The sequence below is a fragment of the Methylomonas sp. MS20 genome (genome assembly GCF_050275925.1).
In the GTDB taxonomy this organism is placed as follows: domain Bacteria; phylum Pseudomonadota; class Gammaproteobacteria; order Methylococcales; family Methylomonadaceae; genus Methylomonas; species Methylomonas koyamae_A.
The window spans coordinates 2,606,090-2,630,856 of sequence record NZ_CP189962.1 but is presented as its reverse complement, the minus strand read 5'-3'; the positions used below and the strand labels follow the sequence as shown (position 1 = coordinate 2,630,856).

Sequence of the window (24,767 nt, the reverse complement as noted above, 5' to 3'; positions counted from 1 at the left end):
AAGCAAAAAGATTAAATGACTGCCTTGGGATACGAGCCGAGCACTTTCAGCATTTTGACGTTGTTCTCCAAGGTTTTCAGTGCCTTGTCGACATCGTCGTCATCGCGATGCCCTTCGATATCGATAAAAAACACATATTCCCACAAACCTTGCCGGGACGGCCGGGATTCGATGTGGGTCATGCTGATGCCATACTCGGCGAACGGCTCCAAAATCCGATGCAATGCCCCCGGTTGGTTGCCGGTCGACACCAGAATCGAGGTTTTATCGAAACCGGTCGAAACCGGTTGTAAGCGTCCGACAACGATGAAACGTGTGGTGTTGTTGGCTTCGTCTTCAATGTGTCTGGCGATCACGTTCAAGTCGTACAATTCCGCCGCAGTCAAGCCGGCGATCGCCGCCTTACCGTGGTCCAGCGATGCCAAGCGCGCGGCTTCGGCGTTGCTGCTAACCGCCGTGCACGGCACGCCGGGCAGATTGGCGGTCAACCATTGCCGGCACTGGGCCAGCGATTGTTGATGGGAAAATACCTCGCCAATCCCGACCAAGCCTTCCATCTTGCCCAGCAAGTTCTGATGGACGCGGATTTCGACCTCGCCGCAGATTTGCAGGGGGCTGTCCATGAAGCGATCCAGCGTATGGGCGATGACGCCTTCGGTGGAGTTTTCGACCGGCACGACGCCGAACTGGCAATGACCGGTCTCTACCGCCTGGAAGATTTCATGAATCGTCGGGACCGGAGTATCCTGGACCGCGTGTCCGAAATGCTTAAACGTCGCCTGTTGCGAGAAGGTGCCGGCAGGGCCGAGGAAGGCGACTTCCAGCGGTTTTTCCAGAGCGAGACAAGCCGACATCAACTCCCGGAACAATTGTGCGGCGGACTGATCGCCTAACGGGCCAGGATTGATCTCCATGATGCGCCGCAACACCTGCGCCTCGCGATCAGGGCGGTAGAAACTGCCGGTCTCGCCTTCGGCCTGCTTGGTACGCGCGACTTCCAGCGCGCAACTGGCGCGCTGATTGATCAAGTCGAGAATCTGCCGATCTATGGCATCGATACGCTGGCGCAGTTCGGACAAAGGAATGATCGCGGTCATAAGCCTTAATGAGTACGCTCGAACTCGGCCATGAATTCGATCAAGGCCTCGACGCCGGCTTCCGGCATCGCATTATAGATGCTGGCGCGCATGCCGCCCACCGAACGATGGCCTGCCAGCGTGCTCAAGCCTTGTTGCTCGGCTTGCGCGAGGAAGGCTTTGTCCAGCGTTGCATCGGCCAATACGAATGGCACATTCATCCGCGACCGGCAGGCCGGATCGACCGGATTGCGGTACAGACTGGAATCGTCGATGGCTTGGTAAAGTTTGTTGGCTTTGCGGATGTTACGTTGTTCGATCGCGACGACGCCGCCCTCGCCTTTCAGCCATTGCAGCGTCAAACCCAACAAATACCAGTTGTAGGTGGCCGGCGTGTTCAACATCGAATCGGCCTTGGCCTGCTGAGCATAGCTGAACACGGCCGGCGTATTCTTGGCCTCCAAGCCCACCAAATCGTCGCGGACGATGACTACCGTCACGCCTGACGGCCCCATGTTTTTCTGCGCGCCGGCGTAGATTAAGCCATAGCGGCCGATATCGACCCGTCTGGACAGGATATTCGACGACATATCGCAAACCAGCGGCAGGTCGCCGGCGTCCGGAATATCGTTAAATTCGACGCCGTGTATCGTTTCGTTGGAAGTGTAGTGCAAGTAGGCGGCTGCCGGATCGACTCGCCAGTCCGCGTAGGCTGGGATTGTCGTGAACGCGGTCGATTCGCCGCTGGCCGCCACCTGGACTTCGCAATATTTGCCGGCTTCCTTGATCGCCGCGGTAGACCAAGCGCCGGTATTAACGTAGCAGGCCTTGGTTTTGCCGTTCAGGATATTTTGCGGAATCATCGCGAATTGCGCGCTGGCGCCGGCCTGTAGAAACAACACCCGATAATTGGCCGGTACCGCCAGCAGTTCGATCAGATCGTTCTTCATTTGCTCGGCAATGGCCATGAAGTGCGGACCGCGATGGCTCATTTCCATCACCGACATACCGCTGCCCCGCCAATCCAACATTTCCTGTTGCGCTTGTAGCAATACCGGTTCCGGCAACATCGACGGACCGGCGCTGAAGTTATAAATCCTGGCCATTATTCTTCCTCTCCTGTCGACGGTGCCGCGTCGCTATCCGGACTTTCGTCGTCGAGATCGCCTTCTTCGTCGCCCAGCGCTTCGATGCGGTCGACGCCAACCACTTTTTCGCCCTTGTCGAGTCGAATCACGGTAACGCCCTGAGTATTGCGACCCACCACCGAAATTTCGTTGACGCGGGTTCGGACCAAGGTACCGCCGTCGGTAATCAGCATGATCTCGTCGGTGTCGTTGACCAGCACCGCCCCGACCACCGCGCCGTTGCGTTCCGAGGTTTGAATCGCAATCAGTCCCTGACCGCCGCGCTTGTGCTGGGTAAACTCTTCGAGCTTGGTGCGTTTGCCGTAGCCGTTTTCGGTGATATTCAATACCGTCCCCTCGCTGGCGACGATCAGCGAAATCACTTTTTGGCCTTCCTGCAAGCGGATACCCCGCACACCGGCAGCGACCCGGCCCATCGAACGTACGTCGCTCTCGTTGAAACAGACCGCCTTACCGTCGCTGCTGAATAACATCACGTTTTGACGGCCGTCGGTCAGCGCGACGCCGACCAGGGTATCGTTATCGCGCAAATCGATCGCGATTTTGCCTTTCGCCAATTGGAATGCGAATTCAGTCAGCGGGGTTTTCTTGACCGTACCGGCCATCGTCGCCATAAACACATATTTGTCCTCGCTGTACTCGCGAACCGACAGCATCGCGTTGATGCGTTCGCCCTCTTCCAACGGCAACAAATTGACGAAAGGCTTGCCACGCGAGGCTCGGCTGGCGACCGGCAACTCGTACACTTTCAGCCAATAGACCTTGCCGCGCGACGAGAAGCACAGGATGGTGTCGTGGGTGTTGGCGATGATCAGTTTTTCGATGAAATCGTTTTCCTTGGTAGCCGTCGCCGATTTACCGCGACCGCCGCGCCGTTGCGCTTTGTAATCGGTCAGCGGCTGGGTTTTGACGTAACCCTCGTGCGACATGGTCACCACCATGTCTTCCTCGGTGATCAGGTCTTCAGCGGTCAGGTTGGAATAATCCTGAACGATTTCGGTTCGGCGCGCATCGGCGTATTGGCTTTTGATTTCTTCCAATTCTTCCTTGATGACTTCCATCAAGCGCACATCGCTGCCCAAAATGAACAAATATTCGTCGATCAATTCCAGCAATTGCCGATATTCGTTGACGATTTTTTCCTGCTCCAGCCCTGTCAAGCGATGCAGACGTAAATCCAGGATGGCTTGAGCCTGATTTTCGGACAGCCGATATAGGCCGTTCGCCAAGCCGAATTCCGCCGGCAAGTCTTCCGGGCGCGAGCGATCCGCATCGGCGCGGTCCAGCAGCGACGCCACCAGACCGGCATTCCAGGATCGTCCCAACAACCCGACTTTAGCTTCCTGCGGATTCGGCGAGGTTTTGATCAGCTCGATCATCTCGTCGATATTGGCCAGTGCTACCGCCAGACCTTCCAAGATATGCGCCCGCTCGCGCGCCTTGCGTAGATTGAAGATCGTCCGGCGCGTCACGATTTCGCGTCTATGGTCGATGAAGGCGGCCAGAATGTCCTTTAAATTCATGCAATGCGGCCGACCGTCGTACAAAGCCACCATGTTGATGCCGAATACGGTTTGCAACTGGGTTTGCTTGTAGAGATTGTTCAACACCACGTCGGCCACTTCGCCGCGCCGCAATTCGACGACCATCCGCATGCCGTCCTTATCCGATTCGTCGCGCAATCCGGAAATGCCCTCCAGCTTGCCTTCCTTGACCAATTCGGCGATTTTTTCCAGCAAGCGGGCTTTGTTGACCTGGTATGGCAGCTCCGTCGTGACGATGGCCTGACGGCCGCTGTCGCCGATGTCCTCAAAATGGCATCGGGCGCGCAGATAGATTCGGCCCCGGCCGGTGGCATACGCTTCGTGTATGCCCGATGCGCCGTTGATGATGCCGGCGGTCGGAAAATCCGGACCGGGTACGATCCCCATCAGCTCGGGAATCGTCAAATCGGGGTTTTCGATCAAGGCCAAACAGGCGCCGACCACTTCGCCGAGGTTGTGCGGCGGGATATTGGTGGCCATGCCGACCGCGATGCCGGAAGAGCCGTTGACCAGTAGATTGGGTACCCTAGTCGGCAGCACCGTGGGTTCGGATTCTGACTCGTCGTAGTTGGCGACGAAATCGACGGTTTCCTTGTCCAGATCGGCCAGCAACTCGTGGGAGATTTTCGCCATCCGCACTTCGGTGTACCGCATGGCCGCCGGCGAATCGCCGTCCACCGAGCCGAAGTTGCCCTGACCGTCGATCAACATGTAACGCAGCGAAAACGGTTGCGCCATTCGGACGATGGTGTCGTAAACCGCGGTATCGCCGTGCGGGTGGTATTTACCGATCACGTCACCGACGACGCGGGCGGATTTTTTATACGGTTTGTTCCAATCGTTGCCCAGTTCGCTCATCGCGTACAGTACGCGGCGGTGCACCGGCTTCAGGCCGTCTCTGACATCGGGAAGCGCCCTACCGACGATGACGCTCATCGCGTAATCGAGATAGGACTGTTTCATCTCGTCTTCGAGATTGACAGGAATGATTTCTTTAGCGAAGTCTGACATGGGTCCGTGATTCCATAGCGGTCGACGGCAAGCGCATCGACGGGTGGGCCTGAGTTGTCAATTCCATTTACTCAGTACCGACAGGTTTGTAAAGCCGGCAATTATAGCAAACGCCCCCCTGCCACGTCAGGCAAAAATCTCCGCCAAAAAGTTTTGCATCGCTTGCCACGAACGCCGGTCGGCGAGCGGCTGGTACACCGTGCCGAACCCCGGATTATTGGCCACCGGGTTGGTAAACGCGTGCAGGGTGTGACCGTAGCTATGCAGTTGCCAATCGGCACCGGCTTTGGTTAATTCGGCTTGCAGCGCGATAACCTGCTCCATCGGCACCATCGGATCGTCGTGACCGTGCAAGGCCAAAACCTTGGCTTTTATCATGGGCTCCGGAATGTTGGCGGGCGGCGAGAATAGACCGTGGAAGGCCACCACGCCTTGAATATCGGCGCCGGTCCTGGCTAAATCCAACGCGCACAAACCGCCGAAGCAAAAGCCGATCGCTGCAATTTTGCGATTATCGGCCCACGGCAATAATTTGGCCGCCGCCAACGCCGCCAGTGTCCGCCGCTGCAACAAGGCGCGATTCGCCATGAACGGCTGCATCAACTTGGCATTTTCATCGGGGCCGCTGCCTAACACACCTTTTCCGTACATATCGACCGCAAACCCCAAGTAGCCCAATTCCGCCAATTTTCGAGCCTTGCCGGCTACAAATTCGTCCCGCCCCCCCCAAGCGTGATGAATCAACACCAGCGGGCGCTGGCCGGTCACCGCGTCGTCGTACGCGAAATACCCTTCCAGCAAGGTTTCTTGATCCAGATAAGCAACCGTGTTTGCTACTATAGCCATATCCAAATTCCGTTAGGTTGTTATAAACGACCAGCCTGACGCAGGGACTCCAGAAAGGCTTCGGAGGCTTGTTCGACCAAATCCAATACCCGTTCGAAGCCGTAACTGCCGCCATAGTACGGATCGGGGACCTCATGCTCCAGTAGATGCGGCGCATACTCCAAAAACAAACGGATTTTATGCCGATGATCCGGCGGACACAGCTCGGTCAGATTCTCCCTGTTCTCGCTATCCATCGCCAATATGTGGTCGAAATGGGCAAAATCCGCTGCCGATACCTTGCGCGCGCGCAGGTGTTTCAATTCCACGCCGCGATCGCGAGCGGCTTTTTGCGCGCGTAAATCCGGCGCGTCGCCGACGTGATAGGCATGCGTGCCAGCGGAATCGATCTGAAAGCGATCGGCCAAATTTTGACTTTCGATCAAATTGGAAAACACGCCTTCCGCCGTCGGCGATCGGCAAATATTGCCCATGCAGACAAAGAGTACTTTAATTTTATTCATATATATCAATTATTTATTAAATTAATCGCTGCAAGATCGCTTCTAGAATCGCCAACCTTGAGTCTTTGACAACAAAGCTAGCGCGCCTATTTTAGTCGTCCGGCGGGATTTTAGGGTAGAGATGCGGCCTTTGGTCGACAAGAACCCGCAACCGATACGCTCGCTCGGGGAAGAGCCTACTCGTTCGCTGTGCGTGCTCCATAAACCTAAAAAGAGCAGTTTGGCGATGAAAAATCCCGTTCGTCCTGAGCTTGTCGAAGGGCGCGCGGGATTTTTCATTCACCCGTTTGGTGAGTGTATTGCGAGCCGTCCATGCTTCGACGTTGCTCAGCACGAACGGCCCGCAATACACGCCAACTGCCCTTTTTAGGATAAAACGCCACCATCGCTATAAGAATCGCACAATAGACCAATCAGCCGCAGCATTTGAGCTGATAGTATTCGTCGGAGACTTTAAGTTGGCGTGGTGCTTTTGCTGAGGCAAGGACCATCGTCGGTGACAATAAAAAAGGGGCCTTCCGGCCCCTTGTTTGGCTTACAGTGCGGATTAGTTGAAAGCCTTGCCTGGCGTGCCGGGGAGATGCGGCATGCTTTGTGTCGGAAATTCGCCGCTCAGTGCGTTCAAAAATGCGACGATGTCTGCTACTTCGGCGTCGGACAATTCCTTATTCAATTGCAGTTTTGCCATCAACCATACGGCTCTGTCCAAGGTTTTCACGGAGCCGTTGTGAAAATACGGTGCGGTCAGAGCGACATTCCGTAACGTAGGCACTTTCCAGAAATGCTTGTCCGCATCGCTTTTGGTGACTTCGGCGCGGCCCAAATCTTTTTGGAAATGGTATTGCGCTTCGAAATATCCGTTGGAATTCACTGGGAATTTTTGGAACATGCCGGCACCGTTAAAGGCTGGACCGCTGTGGCAACTGGTGCAACCGATTTCGACGGCTTTTTTCATGCCGCGTACTTGTTGTTCGGTCATGGCGTTGGTATCGCCTTCGACATATTTGTCGTAAGCACTGTTAGGCGTAATTAGCGTACGTTCGTAAGCCGCGATAGCCTTGGTCGCATTATCCTTACTGATCGAGTCCTTGCCGAAGGCTTTTTCGAACGCATCTTGGTAGCCTTCGATGGTTTTCAGGCGAGCTACCACGTCGTCCCAGCTTTTCATGCCCATTTCAATCGGGTTGGTGACTGGACCGGCGGCTTGCTCTTCCAGGCTGGCCGCGCGGCCATCCCAAAATTGCACTGCGTTGAAAGCCGCATTCCAGACCGTCGGCGCGCTACGTCCACCGGTTTGACCGTTCACGCCCATCGAGTTGGGTCGATTATCTTCGCCGCCCAGCATGGTGTTGTGGCAAGAGGCGCAAGCCACGGTGCCGGTCGACGACAATCGCGGATCGTGGTAAAGCATTTTTCCCAACGAGACTTTTTCGGCTGTGGTGGGATTGTTTTCCGGTGCCGGAGCGCTGGCCGGCAAGGATTCCGCGCCTGATGCGGACAAGGAACCGGTCATCGCCAACGCGGCGACCAGCAAACGAATTTTTAACATAACCATCCTCCTAAAAGTAATTATTGTTAGCTCAAGGCTGCCGAATTGTAAGATATTGCCGCGCGGCAGGTAAATCTAAATGCACGGTCGCCACTGCTACGACTTGGCCCATGCTTGAAGTTGAAAAAAGACAGAGGAGTTCGTGTTTTAGAGTACTGAATGTTCTCCATTCCCCGCCTATCCGTGGTAGCTCGACATCTTCATGGGTTTTCCGGCTGCAAGCCATCGCGCAACCGCGCTAATTGTAGCTGGGCTTCGTCGATTGCAAAGCGATCGATTGATTTGGCGATCGCGTCAAGTTCCGCCTGCCATCCCCCCCCTGCCGCCAGCGCCCGCAGCTCCGCGAGCGCCGATTCTACCGCGCCAAGATCGGTGTCCAAGATCCTCGCCAAACGCTCGGCGGCCTTGGCGACTTCCTGGGTATTGACGACGGGTTTCGGCTCCACCACGTTTTCCGGCTGTTTCGCCGCCAAATCGGTCAATTCGAGGATAATCCGCGCCAAGCATTGCTCCAAATCGGCGAGTTGCGCTTCGGCCGGCGGGTGGCTTTGCTTTAACACCGCGTCAACAGAGGAGGCCGCTTCGAACAAGGCTTGCGCGCCCAGGTTGCCGCTGACGCCTTTCAACGCGTGGCAATGCGCTTCCGCTTCTTCGAAACGCCCCGCTTCGATCGAAGCACGCAGTTCTGTCACCGAGTCGGCGTAATGCGCCAAAAATCGCAGCAATTGCCGCCGATAAGCCTCCGAATTGCCGCCGATGCGCCGAATGCCCTGCGCGACATCGATATGCCGTAAACACTGCAGATCCGCCGGGTATGCGACGCTAGCCGTTGCCGAGGCTGGGGGAGTCTGGCTCCCGGTGCCGGCGATCCAGGTGGTCAACGAAGCCAGCAAACGTTCGGGATCGATCGGTTTGGTGATATGGTCGTTCATGCCGGCTTGCAGACTTTTTTCGACGTCTTGCGCCATGGCGTGCGCCGTCATCGCGATAATCGGCATCGCACCGAAGCGGTCGGCGCCGTCGGCTTGGGTTAGCGACCGGATTTGCCGTACCGCTTCCAAGCCGTCCAGCACCGGCATCTGAATATCCATTAACACTGCGTCGTAAGCTGTCTGACAGACTTTCCGCACCGCCTCCTCGCCATTCACTGCCTCGTCTACCTCCAGGCCGTGTCCGCGCAATAATTCGCCGGCAAACTCACGGTTGATTTCGTTATCCTCAACCAGCAAGATGCGGCGACCGTGTAATGGTCCGGTTTCCACGCCACCTGTCAGGCGCGGCTTGAATTTGTCGGCCATGCCCTGGATACGGCCACGTCCCAAGGCCGACAGGATGGCATCCAGCAAAGACGACGGCGAGACAGGTTTGATCAAGAAACCGTCAATGCCGACCTTGTCCGCCAGGCGCATGACGTCCTCGTTGCCGTAAGCGGTGACCATGATCGCCTTAAGCCCGGCCAAGCGAGGGTCGGCGCGCATTTGTTCCACCACTTCATCGCCGTTCATGCCAGGCATGTGCCAGTCCACCAACACCAGTTCGTAGGATTGAGTTGCGGTCGCTTGGCGCAATTCGGTCAAGGCTTCGGCACCGCTGGCGGCAACCCCTATGCGTACGCCGAACGGCCTGAGCATATCGGCAATGATTTCCCGCGACGCTTCGTTGTCGTCCACCACCAACACCCGGACGTCGGCCAACAGCCGGCCAACCTTGTCCTCCAGCGATTGCGGCCGCAGCGCGCCGTCACCGACAATACCCAAACGCGCGGTAAAGCAAAACGTCGTCCCCAGACCCGGCTCCGACCAATCGATCCAGATTCGGCCTCGCATCATTTCCACCAGTTTCTTGGAAATGGCCAGTCCCAAGCCGGTACCGCCAAAGCGCCGACTAGTGCCTTGGTCGGCCTGAGTAAATTCGGTGAACAATTTATCGCGGTCGGTTCGCGACATGCCGATGCCGGTATCCCGCACCGTGACCAGCAGTTCCATTTCGGTCGGCGCGACGACGCGGCCGTGAAACGCCAGTTCCAATTCGCCACGCTCGGTAAATTTCAACGCGTTGCTACACAAATTGGTCAACACCTGCCCAAGACGCAACGGATCGCCGATTAACAGCGGCGGAATTTCCGGGTCGTGCCGAATCAAAAACTCGATATTTTTTAAGCCGGCTTGATACCCGATGACATCGGCCAATTGATCGACGACCGCATCGAATCGGAATTCGGCTTGCTCCAACGTCAGTTTACCGGCCTCGATCTTGGAAAAATCCAGAATGTCGTTAAGGATGCCTAACAAGGCCCTAGCCGAGCTATATGCTTTGGCCAAATAGTTGCGCTGCGACGCGCTGAGTTCGGTTTGCAGCGCAAGATGCAGCATGCCCAGCACGCCGTTCATCGGCGTGCGGATCTCGTGCGACATATTGGCAAGAAACTGACTTTTGGTTTGAGTGGCCGATTCGGCAGCATCGCGAGCTTCCTTCAGCGCGGTTTCGTATTGTTTGCGTAACGTGACGTCTTCGTAGGTACTGACGAAACCACCGTCGGAAATCGGCCCGCCGCTGATTTCCAACACCTTGCCGTCGGCCCGCGTCCACACGTAGCGGTGTGGTTGAAAGCGACTGATTCTTTCCAGGGCTTCGCGCAACTCGGCCTTGGTTTCGGCGTAACGCAAGGCATCGTCATGTAAATCAAAACGTTCGAAATCGCTGTGATCGCGGCCGGTTTGCAACAATTCTTCCGGATAGCCGCGCACGAGCGCCAATTGCTTGTTCCACACCAGCAATTTCAAATTGGCGTCGAAGGCAATCAAGCCTTGCGACATGCTGTCCAGCACTGTCGTCAATATCGCGCCGTTGTGCGCCAGTTTGACGTTAGTTTCGCCCAACTCGGCGGTCCGCGCCGCCACTCGGCGTTCCAGGTCCTCATTGACCGCCGCCAGTTGATGGCGGCTTTCCGCCAACTGGCGATCGCGGTTTTCGATCGTCGCGATCATGGTGTTAAACGCTGAAATCAATGCGCCGAGTTCGTCGTTGCTGTGGCGCTCGGCGCGCAGCGTGTAATCCTGACTGCGGTTGATGGTCTCGACGGTTTTTTTTAGCTTAACCAACGGCGCCGAGATCACCCTTTGCAAGCGCGAAGCCATCAAAAATGCGATGGCACCCGCCAATACCACGATTAGCGATGCCGCGATCAACGAACCCCGCCAGAGATTATTCAGTTCCGCCAAACTGGCCACGATCAACACCCGTCCGACATGCTGACCGTCCAATTCGATATCCTCGGCCATTCGACAAAATTGCTCACCGAAAACCGCCAGTCCGACCTGTTGCCGCGCCGGCCACGAGGCCGGACAAGATTCGCCCCGCCGATATTCGGCGAATAAGCCGCCCTCGGCGTTGTAAATACAGGCGGACACCACCGCGGGCTTGACGCCCAACGCGCTAAGATTGGCTTCGGCGACGCCCGGATCCCCGAAGGACAAGGCGACGGTGCTGCGGCCGGACACAATCCGCGCCAACGACTGCAAGTCCTTGGCCATATCTTCTTTCAGACGCATGCGCTCGTGCACGACGAAACCGGTTCCGGCCAGTAACAGCGCGACCAGGCTGGTTACCAAGATAATCAGCACCAATTTAGTTTTGATATTGACGTCGAGTGAGCGGACCGGCATGGTTTTCAAGGTTTGGAGGGAACGACGATACGGGCAATTTCCATCAACAAGGCATTAACCTTGAGTTGAGCGCCGCTGACCGTTTGGGGGTTGATTTCGACTTTAATCTGATCTTGGTCGCGGTAAAAGCCTATCCCGCCGCCGCGCGCCGCGAATCCATGTTGGTCGCTGACGGTCAGCACCGCCCTGCTCTTCGTTTGCTGTAACAGTCCCGGCAACATCGCCGAATCCCCATCGATGTACAGCAATTGGCATATCTGCAACTCCTCGGTTCCGGACCAGATTTGCAAGGCTCTACCCTTACTATCGCGGCTGGCCAATTCGCCGAGTTGTTCGACCACCGCGTCGGCGCCGACCACGCAAACATGCAAGGGTTCGTCGCCGGGCGTCGGCCATTCGACCAGTCGGGTGAAATTAAACAAATATCCGGCCTTGATTTTCGCGTCGGCACTATCCGCCGCCACCGGCCAAGCCAACCAACACATCGCCCACAAGGCGATAAGGCGATAACGGATCGCCGAAATGCGGGCAGCGCGCATTAGAACTCCAGCCGCGCCGTCAATTTCAGCGTCAGCGGCGGACCGGCCAAAATCGACGTCGGCGCGCCGAAGTCGGTCGAGGCGAAGTTGCTATTAAAAGCGCCGTAATTTTTGAAGTCGAACAAGTTCAAGACGTCCAAACGTAACTTAAATCGCGTATCTCGCGGAGTGTCGAAATTTTTGATTAACGCAATATCGAATTGCCGATAGCCCCACCATTCGCCGGGAAAAATAAAGTCGTAACCACGCGGCGTGTAGGTATCGAAACGGCAGGCACCACTGGTGCAATTGATGCCGTAGCGGGTTTCGGGCGTGGCCAGCGTCAATTTGGCGGCGAAGACCATATCCCACGGTAAATCGACGCTTGCGGTGGTTACGATTTTGTGGGCGCGTACTCCAGAGGTATCGAGCCAACCGACGCTGTGAGTATCCGGCTTTTCAAATAAATAGCTGCTGTTATCCACGAAGGATTGCGGCTTGTTTTCCTGAGAGTCGGTATAGGTATAAGCAAAACTAGCACCCCAACCGCTTTCCTTGACGTAAGGCTTCTCGGCTTTTAAATACACCGAATTGGTTTTGGTTTGCACGCCGTTGTCGAACAGGATCAACTGACCGTAGCCCGGAACCGCTTGAAAAGTACCGCCAAGGTCGCTGCCGGCCCGGTAAAAGCTGCCGTCGGCATTACGTCCGCCCAGCACGCCCACCAAACCATCGTAGCTATGCACGTGCGACACCGCCAGTTCGGTATACCAATCGCTGATACGGTTGCGGATGCCAAGGCTGAATTGATCGGCGAACGGCGTTTTCAGGTTGTTGCGCATTAAGTTGATTTCCCGGCTGGCCGGGGTGGCGCCGGTCAATGCGCTGAGTTGCTCGCCGTTGTAATTCAAATAGGCCGGATCCCAGGCGATGCAGTCGGCCGCCGCGCCGCAATCGTAGTTCGGATCGCCTTGAAACGCCACGCTGAACGACGGGTAACTGCCTTTAGTGCGCTCCAACTGCAACACGTCGTAAATGTTGCGGTCGTAGGCTCTCCCATAACCGCCGAACACGACGTGACGCTGATCGCCGTCGAAGTCGTAGGCAAAACCCAGGCGCGGCGCGATGTTGTCGGCGTCGGCTCGGCGGTTATGGCCGTTGCTGAGATAATCCTCGAGATTGTAGCCGCCGCGGCCGCCGGCGATATTGCTCCAGTCGCGCAACGCGCTCGCCACACCTGTCGGCGTGACGAAATTCAAGTAGCCGGGGTTGTATTCGTAATCCCAGCGCGCGCCCAAACTTAAACTTAGATGTCGATTCAATTCCCAGTCGTCTTGTAGATAGAGTCCGACTTGACTGACGTCGGTCGATGTCGCGCCGTTGCCGTCGCCCAATCCGGCCATCGGCGCGGCCCAAGTGACCCGGTAGGGCGTCCCGTCCGGGTTGTTCAGGTTGTAGCTGAATTGAGGATTGTAGGGATCGCGTTCCAGTGCGTTCAATTCGATGTACTTCAGCTTTGCGCCGACTTTGACGACGTGCGAACCGTGCCAATTCAAGCCGCTGAAGGTCAAATCGTCTTGCAAGCCAGGACCGCGTTGGCCTTTGTCTTGAAAGTTACCGGCGCCGCCGCCGTTCAGGACCGTGACGCTGCTTAAATTACCGCCGCTTAGGCTACCATCCAAACGCTGTAGCAACTGTCCGGCATTCAAATGCGCCGGCTGTTGCCGCCAATGGCTATCTTCGTAGGTGAAGCGCGCTTCGTTAACCCAGTGTTCGGCGGTGTATTGATATTTGAAGTCCAGGCGTTTTTCGGCGTTGCCCTTGTCCAGCGCGTTCGGTTCGGCATTGCCGCCGCCGATACCCAGTATTTGCGTTTCGTCGCGCAATTTAAACGAGGCCTCTAGCGAGTTACGCTCGTCCAGGGCCCAATCCAGCTTGGCGAAGAACAGATCGGCTTCGAACGGCCGATTCGCCTCGCCGAGCAGGGATTGGTAGCGGGCCGGCAGCGCCCCACCGTCCGCGGTGCGCACGCCGGCGAAATCGTCGTTTTGTTTGCGCTCGTAAGCGACGAAAAAGTGCGCCACGTCGTGGGCGATCGGTCCGCTCAAGGTCACGCCGTATTGGGCCTGCATATTGTCGTAGCGTCCGTTCAGCGTTTCGCTGGGCGTGGCGGCGCGCAAATCTTGATTGGTGTGGTCGTAAAAGGTCTCGCCGTGAAACTGATTGCCGCCGGATTTGGTCTGCACCGAAATCACCGCGCCGCTGGCTTGATCGAACTCGGCTTTGTAGTTTTGACTGATCACTTTGTATTCGGCGACCGCCGATTCCGGAAACACGTTCCCTCGACTGGAATCCTGGCCGGCCACGCCGCCGCGCACCACGTAATTTTTTTGGCTGACGCCGTCGATATAGAGATTGACGCTGTCCGGACGCTGACCGCCGCTTTGCAAGCGGGTACTGCCGTCCTGATCGGTTACCACGTTGACGCCGGGCGCCAGATCGGCGTAGTTCAGGAAGTTGCGGTTGATCTGCGGCAAGCGTTGCATTTGTTCCGGCGTCAGGTAGGTCGCCAGCTCCGGGTTGCGGATTTCCGATGCGGTTGAAGCGGATTCGGTGCCGGCTTCGGCACCGACCGCCAAGTCCAGCGTCATGGCCTGTCCGACTTGCAAGGTCAGCGCCTGCTCGATACTGCGGCCATCCGGCGCCAATACTTTCAACGAATAGCGGCCGGGCCGCAATGCCATCAACACATAGCTGCCGCCCTCGCGCGACACGGTGCGGGTCGAAAAGCCGCGATCCAAATGGGTGACGATGATTTGGGCGCCCGCTTGATCGGCTAAGCCGGGCATTTCGACCCGCCCGCGTAGCGTCGCCATGCTGGGGTCGGCCCGAGCCGGCAGCCACCACGCCACGCTCAACAGGCCGATACCGGCCAGCCGGCCAGCCTGCGCTGGCATCGACCGAAGCCATTTGAACGGAGCTGAGCTTTGGTCCGGCATGCCTTCACGCGTCCGATTCGGTATAGCTGGCGGCCGCCACCGGCGAGGGCTGGCCAATGTAATAGCCCTGGGAATAATCGATACCCAGTTCCTTGACCTTGGCCTGGATACGCGGACTGCCGACGAATTCAGCGATCGTCTTCATCCCCAGGCGCCGGGCCGCATCGACGATGACGTGAGCGATCGCTTGCGAATCGCGGCTATCGATGATGTTCATGATGATGGAACCGTCGATTTTTAAATAATCGATCTTCAGCCGTAACAAATGCGCGAAATTGGAATAGCCGCTACCGAAATCGTCGATCGCGAAACGGCAACCTCGGGCCTTCAGCTTTTCAATAAACTCGGCGATCTCGCCGTAATTTTCGATACCTTCGGTCTCGGTGATTTCCAAGACGATGCGCGGCCCAACCTCCGGCGGCGACAGGCGATCGTACAGAAACGCGGCGGTATCGGCGTCGATGATGTCTTCGACGGTTAAATTCAGCGCCATCAAACCGCTACAATGGGGCAAGGCCTCGATCACTTTGTTGACCATGGTTTTGGTCAGCGCCGTATATTGGCGGGAGCGTTTGGCCACGCCGAGAAAGGTAGGTGGAATCACCGTGCCGTCCTCGTCTATCATCCGCATCAAGGCTTCGTATTCGACAATCCGGCCGGTGGCATTGTCGACGATGGGCTGGTAGTAGGGCACGATCCGACCGCTGGCTAACGCCGAGCGAATCTTTTGGCTCCAGCGGATGTTGTCGCGGTAATGCGATTTGACCTCCATTTCCTCATCGTAGATCAGGTAATCGCGTTGTTCGGCCCTGGCCCTGGCCAACGCTAGCGCGGCATGGGTATAACAGTTGTCGGTACCCTGACAAATCCCGGCAGTGACTTGAATGAAAATACGGTCCTCGTCGCAATCGACCGGTTCTTCCTCCAAGTGCCGCATGATGCGGGCTATCAAGGACGCGAACTGCTCCAGCGTGCAATCGTCGCCAACCGCCAGCATCGCGAACAAATCGCCGCCAATGCGGTAGGCTTCGACCCAGCCGCCGCCCATCCGGTCCAAACGTCGGCCGATTTCCAATAAAACCTTGTCGCCGTTGGCCAAGCCGTAAAAGTCATTGATGGCCTTGAATTGGTCGATATTGATCATGCCGAGCAAAGGACGGCTGGCGGCTTCCAAGTCCTGCATCAATTTGACGCGGTTGGGCAGTCCGGTCAATTTGTCGGTGGCTTGTTCGCGGATCAGTTCTTCTTGGTGTATCAAGCAAGTGACATCCACGCTGCAAGACATGTATTCGCTGGGGCGGCCGTCGGCACCGACTACCGGTACGATGGTATTGTTGATGTAAACCGTGTCGCCATTCTTGCGGCGATTGCAATAAATCCCGCGCCAAACATCACCGCCGGCGATGGTCTGCCACATTTCCCGAAACAAACTGCATGGCGTATCCGGATCGGCAATGAGTTTATGGGTTTTTCCGATGACTTCGTCCCGGCTGTAACCGTAGGTATCGACAAAGGCATCGTTGACGAAGGTGATCACGCCGGCCGCATCGGTACGCGAGACGATGTTGGCGGCATCGGTTGCCCGAGTATACTCGTTGAGCCGGTGCAGGCGACCTTCCAGCGCGCGCCGCAGGCGACTCAGTTCCAGGTGCGTTTTGACTCTGGCGCGAACTTCGTCGATATCGAAGGGTTTGGTGATGTAGTCCCCAGCCCCCAACGAAAAGCCGCGGATTTTTTCGATCGCGGCGTCAACCACCGACACGAACAAAATCGGAATCGCTTCGGTGGCTGGATTTTCCTTGATACGCTGGCAGACTTCATAACCGTCCATGCCCGGCATCATCACGTCCAGCAACAATAAATCCGGCGGGGTGGGGCCGAATACCAAGTCCAGAGCTTTTTGGCCATCGGTGGCAACCAGTATGCCGTAGTCGCCCTTCAAGGCCTCCAGCAGACCATGAATGTTCTCCGGTAAATCGTCGACAACCAAAATGGTTGGTCGGGACTTGCTGACAAAATTGGCATTTTTACTCATGAATTCGTAAGACTCGGGCAGTGAAGCCAATTATAGTCGGCCATAGCGTTTACGATAGGCGGCTAGGGCCAAGTGGGTTCGGACTCTGGCCAGCAAGGTTTCCGGCACGACCGGCTTGGTCAAATAATCCGCCGCACCCATCTGAAATCCCTTGGCTTCGTCGCCCGACTCCGATGCGGCTGTTACGAAGATCACCGGGATGTCGGCAGTGGCGTCCGAGGCCTGCAAGCATTCCAACACCTGGTAGCCATCCATTTCCGGCATCACCACGTCCAGCAGAATCAAATCCGGCACGGGTTGGCGCTGGGCGATCTCCAAGGCTTTCTCGCCGGAGGTTGCCGCCAGAATCGCATACTCGCCGCGGAGTATGTTCAATAGGGTGTGCAAGTTCTCGTGAACATCGTCGACGATCAAAATCCTGGATTTGTCGCCGGCGCTATAAGTGTCAGGCATGGACGCCGCCTCCCAACGGCTGAAATAATGTCTTTAGTGAATTCAATGGCCTACTGATTGCCGAATCGGCACAAGCCGGTTCCGCGGTTTGATTCGAGACAAACATCAACGCTTGCCTCGCAGGCCTGTCGAACCCGCGCTCACCTCGATCCACCTTGCATTTGCTGGGTGTATCGAGTATCCTACCGAGGATAAATCAGTCACCGCTTTTTAAAAAAAGCCTTCCGGCTATCGCCGAGGGGTTGAACAACCTTAGCATGTTTCTTCCGACTGATTCACACCTGGAGAGATGGCCGAGCGGTCGAAGGCGCACGCCTGGAAAGTGTGTATACGGCAACGTATCAAGGGTTCGAATCCCTTTCTCTCCGCCACCGAATATTTTAAGGCCTTGATAAACTCCAGTTTATCAAGGCCTTTTTTATTGTTTGAATTTCCAGTTCGAACCTGTCTTAGTTTTACCATCGGATAAGCTCGCCGATTCCTAAATCCTTTTCAAGATGTCGGCTCCCCAATCCGAAGCTTTCGATTAGTTTGCGTGCCGGCCCAGGTTCGAGGCCCGTCCGCACACCGCCGGATGGCTTATGTGCCATGGTCTTCGCTTAGAGCATAATCAGTTTTAGCCTCGTCGTACCCAAGCGGTGGATGAGCTAACGACCGCAGCCGGATTTCGAGGAATAGAAGAGTTTGGGAGACTCCTTACGCTGGCAACATCTGGCTGAACAACGTTGCTGGATAGACCTTACATTTGGCGAGCCGGCGACTTCACGCGATACTGACAACCTTCGATTGCAGAGTAAACTTCATGGAAACCGACAGCGAACAACTGACCGAAATCGAAGCCGCCACTTTGAATCATTACGACCTCAATGCCGAATCGTTTTGGGAAGGCACCAAGGATCATGACGTCAGCCAGAATTATGCGGCATTTTTACGGGCGTTACCGCGAGATCGAGCGCTGGATATTTTGGATCTTGGATGTGGGCCAGGCCGGGATCTGTTCTATTTTAAAACCTTAGGCCACAGACCGGTCGGACTGGACGGTAGCGCGAGATTTTGCGAGATGGCGCGCGCTCACAGCGGCTGTCAGGTATTGCGGCAAAATTTTCTAAGTCTGGATTTGCCGACTCAGGGTTTCGATGGCATTTTCGCCAACGCCTCGCTGTTTCATATACCTAGCCGCGAGTTGCCGCGCGTGCTAGATCAGTTACATGCCGCACTAAGATCCGCTGGGGTCTTGTTTATATCCAATCCTCGCGGCAACGGTGAAGGTTGGTCCGGACAACGTTACGGCCATTTCATGGAAATTGACGCGAGCCGAACGTTTTTGGCCGCGGCCCGATTCGAGATCCTCGATCACTACTACCGACCGCCGGGCAAGCCGCGCCACGAGCAACCTTGGTTGGCGCTGACCGCGCGCCGATTGGACTGAACCCACCGGCGACCGGCCCGACGAGATCCAGGGTGTTGGTTTTTATTTTTTGCATCGAAATCCGATTCAGGTGGGTTTCGGCTTGCCTAAGGTCCCCTACCAAACGCAAAAACTCGGCTAGTCTTAGGAATTTGGCGAAAACTAAGGAATATCGAGTTGGAAAACCGCAGACCCAACGTGATCGATTTTGAAGCCTCCGGGTTTGGTGTCGACAGCTATCCCATTGAAGTCGGGGTCGTCTTGGCCGACGGTCAAAAATATTGCGCTTTAATCAAACCGGCTCAAAGCTGGCGGTTTTGGGACGGCGAAGCCGAACGAGTTCACGGCCTTAGCCGTGAGCTGCTGCTGGCGCACGGCAAGCCGATCCAGGTGGTGGTTGGCGAGTTAAACGCCTTTCTCGGTAACCGCGTAGTGTATAGCGACGGTTGGGTTGTCGACAAACCCTGGCTTTCCAGACTGTATTACGACGCCCATGCTCAACCCAGTTTTTATTTAAGTCCGTTGGAAAACATTTTGAAGGAAAGCCAGATGGCGATCTGGAGCGAGATCAAGCACGAAGTGATAGAGACGCTGGCGTTACAACGCCATCGCGCCAGTAGCGATGCGCTGATCGTCCAGGAAACGTTTGCTCGCACCAGGGAAATAAGCGCACTACCTGCTGGATCGCCCGCATGACGACAAAGCGTTCGGACGGAGTCCTACCCTATGTTCCTGGTTATTACGCCTCGCGATAGCACGAACGGGCAAGCTCGCCAGCCTGGATCTCGACACCCGCGACAGCGCCAACCCAAATCCCCTCCGAAACGGCGAGCATTACCGGAATCCGACAAAATACCATCGCGCGAACGGCTCGATTCGTTTGTGCTTGTGCAAGCGGGACCGTTGCTGGAACGCCTAGCCCTCACGCTACGCGGATCGCGCTATCGGGCACCATCCGCCGTTTTGCTGGCGGATTCACAAAATAAAGCTATATTGGTAATCTTTAGACTAAAGTACGCCGTGCTAAGACCCGTGAAAGAGTCGCGAGCAAGGCCTAGGACAGCCTAACCAAAACGATAGAGTATGTGACGAACGCCTATTCGGCGACGGTTGACCGGCTTAATTCCACGAGGAGGCTTGGCGGACCATGGCGCGACGCAAACTGCCCGATTTGCCGATGAAGCAAAAGCTTTTGTATTTGCAGGAGCTGACCGTGGCGCTGGCCTTGCTGTTTACGTTGCCGATCACCAGTCTGACGCAAATTCATCAGGAGCGGGGCCGTTTGGAAACCGAAACCCGTTCATTGAGCACAATGGTGGGATTTAGTGCTAGCGCCGCGCTGTTGTTCGACGACGTCAAGACCGCGAACGGCGTGCTGGCGACCTTGCGCGGTAAACCGGAGATTTTGTCCGCGCAACTCTATAGCAGGGAAGGCTTGTTGTTCGCGCAATATCCCTCAAGCGATACAACGCCGGATGTCCCGCGCGACTTGAGCGACGCGCGCTTGGAAAACTCGAGCAACGGCTGGCGACTGACCGAACAAGTCTTGATATACCCGGTTAGCGGCGAGGGTCCCGAAATCATCGGACATCTGCGAATGGCCGTCGATTTACGGCCGATGTGGCGGACGGTGTTAATCAATATGGCGCAACTGTTCGGCGCGTTGCTGACCGCGGTGGTGCTCGCGGTGTTATTCGGCCGTAATTTGGCCAAATCGATCGCCGCGCCGCTAACCGCCTTGTCGTCGTTGGCGCGCAAGGTTTCGCAAGATAACGACTACATGGTGCGGGCCGGCGGCGGCGGAGACGACGAGGTCGGCCAATTGGTCGCCAGCTTCAATTCGATGATAGAACGCCTGCAACAACGGGACGCCGAGTTGGCCAAGCAACGCGAAAATCTAGAAAGGCAAGTCGATCTGCGTACCGTCGACTTGCGCCGAGCCGTCGCGGAGGCGCAGGCCGCCAACGTCGCCAAGTCACAGTTTCTAGCGACGATGAGCCACGAAATCCGCACGCCGATGAACGGTGTATTGGGCATGACCGAATTATTGTTGGGAACCCGGCTGGACGACACTCAACGCCAATATGCGGAAACCGTATTCAGCTCCGCGGAATCGCTATTGACCATTATTAACGATATTCTCGATTTTTCGAAAATCGAAGCCGGCAAATTGCAACTGGAAACCATCGATTTCAGCCTCTACGAACTCATCGAGCAACTGTCGGCGTTGTTCTGGGAGCGGGCGCGCGCCAAGCATATCGAGCTGGATTGCAGAATCGACGCCAGCGTCGCCGACGCGGTCCGAGGCGATCCGCACCGTTTGCGGCAAATTCTGACTAACTTGTTGTCGAACGCCATCAAATTCACCGAACGCGGCTCGGTGGGTTTGTACGTCTCGGCGGCGGAAGCCGATCCGGCCGCACCGGAACGGCGGCTACCCTTGGTGTTTCGGGTGGTCGATAGCGGCATCGGTATCGCCGAAGAAATCTTGCCTAAGCTGTTCAAGCCCTTCAACCAAGCCGATGGATCGACCACCCGCAAATACGGCGGTACCGGCCTGGGATTGGCCATCTGCAAGGAATTGTCCAGTCTGATGGACGGGCGGATCGAAGTGCGCAGCCAGTTGGGCGTCGGCTCGCAGTTCGCGGTCTATTTGCCGCTCGCCCCGGCCGGCGCTCTCCTGCCGCCGGTCAACGTCGACCCGATTTTGCGGGGACGACGCGCGCTGGTGGTTGCCAACGGCCAGCTGGACATCGAATGCTTGTGCTTGGAACTCTCCGAACTCGGCGTGCATTTCAAGCTCGCCGCAAACGAAGCATCGGCCCTGCTACGGCTGGAAGAGGGTGCGAAATCCGGCATCTATTACGATTTCATTTTGTTCGACGTGGCGACCTTGGACGTCGGCGTGTTAAACGAACGTCTTCAAACCTTGCCGCGCCTAGCCTCGATTCGCGCCGTCGAAATCAGTGGCGCCAGCGGCCCCGACCCTAAACGACCGCTTCCGGACTGGCCGGTTTTATACCAGCCGATTGAGCGCCAAGCGCTCAGGGAAGTATTATTGCTGGGAGTAGACGGTAAACCCAGCATCGCCGACTTGGTGGCAGTCCGTTGCGATCGGCGGCGAATATTGTTGGCGGAGGATAACCCGGTCAATCAAAAAGTCGCCAAGGCCATGCTCGATCAATTGGGGTATCGGGTCAGAATTGCCGATAACGGCAAGTCCGCGCTGCACATTTACGAATCCGAACCGATAGACTTAATCTTGATGGACTGCATGATGCCGGAGATGGACGGCTATTCGGCCGCCCGGCTAATTCGAGACAGCGAACGCCAACAAGGCGGCACGCGAATTCCGATCATCGCGCTGACCGCCAACGCCATGGAGGGCGATCAGCAAAAATGTCTGGACGCCGGCATGGACGACTACGTCAGCAAGCCGTTTTTACAGCAAGCGCTGGCGAGTAAAATCGGCCGCTTTCTACCGCATTCCGGCAACAACGAATCACCGGCCCGTCCGCCCATCGACAAGGACCTGGACAAATTGGACAACAACGCCCTGGACACTTTACGGCAGATCGGCGGCGACCAGTTGGTCACGGAAGTCGTCGACCTGTTCCGTCAGAATGCGCTCGAACAAATCGACTTAATCGCCACCGGACTACGCGAGCAAAACCCCCAAGCCGTGCGTTTCGCCGCGCACGCGTTGAAGTCGGCGGCCGCGAATATCGGCGCGCGAGGCTTGTCCGAACAAGCGAAAGCCATCGAGCATGCGGCCCGCGACAATACGCTGGATTTCGACGACCGGCTTGCCCTGACCTTGCAACACAGCTATAAACGAGTGCTTGCAAAGCTTGCTAATCCGGATCCCGAATGACCTCCCCGCCATCCTCCCGTAGTCTGATATTAGTCATCGACGACGACGACATGATACGTCTGATGTTGACGAACATCCTGGACCGGGAGGGCTTCGCGGTAATCGGCGCCAGCGACGGCGAAACCGGTTTGGAGCGTTTGGCGGCGGACCAACCCGATCTGGTGTTGCTAGACGTGATGATGCCCGGCATTAGCGGCTTCGACTGCCTGCAAAGCATTCGCGCCCAGCCTGAAAAACGCTTGCTGCCGATCGTCATGCTGACCGGCGTCGACGATCTGGAGTCGGTCAATCGCGCCTTTCAGCTTGGCGCCACCGATTTCGTCGCTAAACCCATCAGCTGGGCCACCCTCCCGCACCGTTTGCGTTATCTGCTTCGGTCCTCCGCGGCTTTGGCCCAACTGGCCAAAAGCGAGGCGGAACTGCGTAAGGCGCAGAAAATCGCCCAGCTGGGTAGTTGGGAATGGTGGGTCGATACCGACAAAATGATCTGGTCGCGCGAAGTGTTCAATTTACTTGGCGTCTCTCCCGAGCACTTTCAGGCTAGTTGTCAAGACTTGTACGCGGCGGTGCATCCCAGCGAAGTGGGGATCTTGCGGCAGGCCATCGACCTGTGCTTGAAAAATCGCCGCCAATTTCGGCTCGACCTCCCGGTTGTTCACCGCGACGGCGGGGAGCGTATCGTTCACATCCAGGGCGAATTGATCGTCGACGGCGAATCGGCGACCCGGATACAAGGCACGCTGCAAGACATTACCGAGCGCCGCCATATCGAGGAAAGAGTCAGATTTTTATCGTACTACGACCCGTTGACCGGACTGCCGAACCGGGCACTATTTCGGGAAATTCTGGCCGAGGCGATGGCGCAATGCAATCATCAAAATAGCCGGATTACGACCTTGTTCGTTTGCATAGACCGCTTCAGCCGCATCAATGAAACATTAGGCCCAAGAGCCGGCGATCACGTCTTGAAAATGTTTGCCGACCGCTTGGTCGCCGAAGTCCGCGACAGCCACGGCAAGGCGGGAGGCGCCTTTGGCGGCGAATCCACCGTGTCGCGTTTAGGCGGAAACGAGTTCACGATATTGCTTAAACACGCCGACGACGATCAAACCGGCGTGCGCGTGGCCCGCCAAATTCTCAGAACCCTGGAACCCGCCTTCCAAATCGACGCGATCGAGTTATTCCTGGGCATCAACATCGGCATCGCGGTTTATCCGGGCGACGGTAGCGACGAAGACGCTTACATTAAAAACGGCGAGTTCGCGATGCACCATGCCCGCGAACAAGGCCAAAACACCTATCAATATTTCAGCAAATCGTTGAATGCGGTCGCGTTCCAGAAACTGGCCATGGAAAACAGCTTGCGGCGGGCGCTGGACCGAGACGAATTGCTGCTGTTTTATCAAGCCAAGGTCGATATGCATCGTCAGCGCGTGGTTGGCGGCGAAGCCTTGATCCGTTGGCGCCATCCGGATCTGGCACTGGTCGCGCCGTCGCAGTTCATTCCCATCGCCGAAGAATCCGGGCTGATCGTGCCTATCAGCAATTGGGTGCTGGAAACGGTGTGCCTGCAAATCCGCGAATGGCAAGATCGCGGCATCAGTCCGGCCATGGTGATATCCGCTAACGTCTCGGCCAACCAATTGCATCAACCGGGCTTTGTCGGCCATGTCCGCAACGCCTTGACCCAGGCCGGCATCGCACCGGAATGCTTGAAACTGGAATTGACCGAAAGCATGTTGCTCGACCATGTCGATGAAGCGCTGGTCACGTTACGCGAATTGCGCGCGTTGGGGGTGAAGACCAGCATCGATGACTTCGGCACCGGCTATTCGTCGTTGTCGTATTTGAAAAAATTGCCGATATCGGAATTGAAAATCGACCGCTGCTTCGTCCGCGACTTGCCGGATAACGAAGACGACGTAGCCATTACAACCGCGATATTGGCGCTAGCCCGGGCCTTAAGCCTGGATGTGATTGCCGAGGGCGTCGAGAATCAAGCGCAGGCCGAATTTCTGATGGCCGGCGGTTGCCATATTGCCCAGGGCTTTTTGTATCACAAGCCGGCCCCGGCCGACGAGTTCTTCGATTTCGTCGCCCATTTCAACCAAACGACACTGTCCAACAGCGGGCGATAA

Annotated in this window: 15 protein-coding genes and 1 tRNA gene; 5 read left to right on the top strand and 11 right to left on the bottom strand. The window is 56.6% G+C overall.

The genetic code is table 11. The features are described from left to right. Positions 1 to 11: 11 nt before the first annotated feature. The 11 genes from pheA to ACQE3D_RS11505 all read right to left on the bottom strand — a co-directional run bounded on the left by pheA (position 12) and on the right by ACQE3D_RS11505 (position 17,347). Positions 12 to 1,097: a prephenate dehydratase gene (gene pheA / locus ACQE3D_RS11555; protein WP_427551739.1), complete on the bottom strand. Its 1,086-nt coding sequence runs from the start codon at positions 1,095 to 1,097 to the stop codon at positions 12 to 14. A 5-nt stretch (positions 1,098 to 1,102) separates the two neighbouring features. After that, positions 1,103 to 2,182: a 3-phosphoserine/phosphohydroxythreonine transaminase gene (gene serC / locus ACQE3D_RS11550; RefSeq protein ID WP_313727859.1), complete on the bottom strand. Its 1,080-nt coding sequence runs from the start codon at positions 2,180 to 2,182 to the stop codon at positions 1,103 to 1,105. Then, positions 2,182 to 4,779, bottom strand: coding sequence for a DNA gyrase subunit A (gene gyrA / locus ACQE3D_RS11545; RefSeq protein ID WP_313727860.1), 2,598 nt, complete (start codon positions 4,777 to 4,779; stop codon positions 2,182 to 2,184). Before gyrA ends, serC begins: the two co-directional genes overlap by 1 nt. 126 nt (positions 4,780 to 4,905) lie before the next feature. Continuing rightward, entirely contained in the window at positions 4,906 to 5,625 is a 720-nt protein-coding gene (locus tag ACQE3D_RS11540) for a dienelactone hydrolase family protein (protein WP_313727861.1), read from the bottom strand. Between the two features lie 20 nt (positions 5,626 to 5,645). Beyond that, positions 5,646 to 6,128 carry a low molecular weight protein-tyrosine-phosphatase gene (locus ACQE3D_RS11535; RefSeq protein ID WP_313727862.1) on the bottom strand — a complete coding sequence of 161 codons (483 nt, stop codon included), beginning with the start codon at positions 6,126 to 6,128 and terminating at the stop codon, positions 5,646 to 5,648. A gap of 547 nt (positions 6,129 to 6,675) precedes the next feature. Then, entirely contained in the window at positions 6,676 to 7,677 is a 1,002-nt protein-coding gene (locus ACQE3D_RS11530; protein WP_313727863.1) for a cytochrome-c peroxidase, read from the bottom strand. Between the two features lie 200 nt (positions 7,678 to 7,877). Further along, positions 7,878 to 11,342 carry a response regulator gene (locus ACQE3D_RS11525; protein WP_313727864.1) on the bottom strand — a complete coding sequence of 1,155 codons (3,465 nt, stop codon included), beginning with the start codon at positions 11,340 to 11,342 and terminating at the stop codon, positions 7,878 to 7,880. 5 nt (positions 11,343 to 11,347) lie between these two features. Next, positions 11,348 to 11,881 carry a YfiR family protein gene (locus ACQE3D_RS11520; protein WP_281023263.1) on the bottom strand — a complete coding sequence of 178 codons (534 nt, stop codon included), beginning with the start codon at positions 11,879 to 11,881 and terminating at the stop codon, positions 11,348 to 11,350. Then, positions 11,881 to 14,817 carry a TonB-dependent receptor gene (locus ACQE3D_RS11515; RefSeq protein ID WP_313727865.1) on the bottom strand — a complete coding sequence of 979 codons (2,937 nt, stop codon included), beginning with the start codon at positions 14,815 to 14,817 and terminating at the stop codon, positions 11,881 to 11,883. Before ACQE3D_RS11515 ends, ACQE3D_RS11520 begins: the two co-directional genes overlap by 1 nt. A 46-nt stretch (positions 14,818 to 14,863) precedes the next feature. Beyond that, entirely contained in the window at positions 14,864 to 16,894 is a 2,031-nt protein-coding gene (locus ACQE3D_RS11510) for a two-component system response regulator (RefSeq protein WP_064027643.1), read from the bottom strand. A gap of 30 nt (positions 16,895 to 16,924) precedes the next feature. Beyond that, positions 16,925 to 17,347, bottom strand: a complete 423-nt coding sequence (locus ACQE3D_RS11505; RefSeq protein WP_064027645.1) for a response regulator — start codon at positions 17,345 to 17,347, stop codon at positions 16,925 to 16,927. A gap of 283 nt (positions 17,348 to 17,630) precedes the next feature. On the opposite strand from ACQE3D_RS11505, the gene ACQE3D_RS11500 reads away from it, so the two are divergent. From ACQE3D_RS11500 to ACQE3D_RS11480, 5 genes are all read left to right on the top strand, one after another. Continuing rightward, positions 17,631 to 17,718: transfer RNA gene (locus ACQE3D_RS11500), tRNA-Ser, on the top strand. Positions 17,719 to 18,149: 431 nt separating this feature from the next. After that, complete coding sequence (locus ACQE3D_RS11495) at positions 18,150 to 18,776, top strand: class I SAM-dependent DNA methyltransferase (protein WP_071156911.1); 627 nt, start codon at positions 18,150 to 18,152, stop codon at positions 18,774 to 18,776. A gap of 156 nt (positions 18,777 to 18,932) precedes the next feature. Next, positions 18,933 to 19,451 (top strand): 3'-5' exonuclease, encoded by a 519-nt coding sequence (locus ACQE3D_RS11490; protein WP_139306172.1) that lies wholly within the window; start codon positions 18,933 to 18,935, stop codon positions 19,449 to 19,451. 451 nt (positions 19,452 to 19,902) lie between these two features. Further along, complete coding sequence (locus ACQE3D_RS11485) at positions 19,903 to 22,629, top strand: ATP-binding protein (RefSeq protein WP_427551734.1); 2,727 nt, start codon at positions 19,903 to 19,905, stop codon at positions 22,627 to 22,629. Then, the gene (locus tag ACQE3D_RS11480; RefSeq protein WP_313727867.1) at positions 22,626 to 24,767 is read left to right on the top strand and encodes a putative bifunctional diguanylate cyclase/phosphodiesterase; all 2,142 of its coding nucleotides are present in this window, start codon (positions 22,626 to 22,628) and stop codon (positions 24,765 to 24,767) included. Before ACQE3D_RS11485 ends, ACQE3D_RS11480 begins: the two co-directional genes overlap by 4 nt.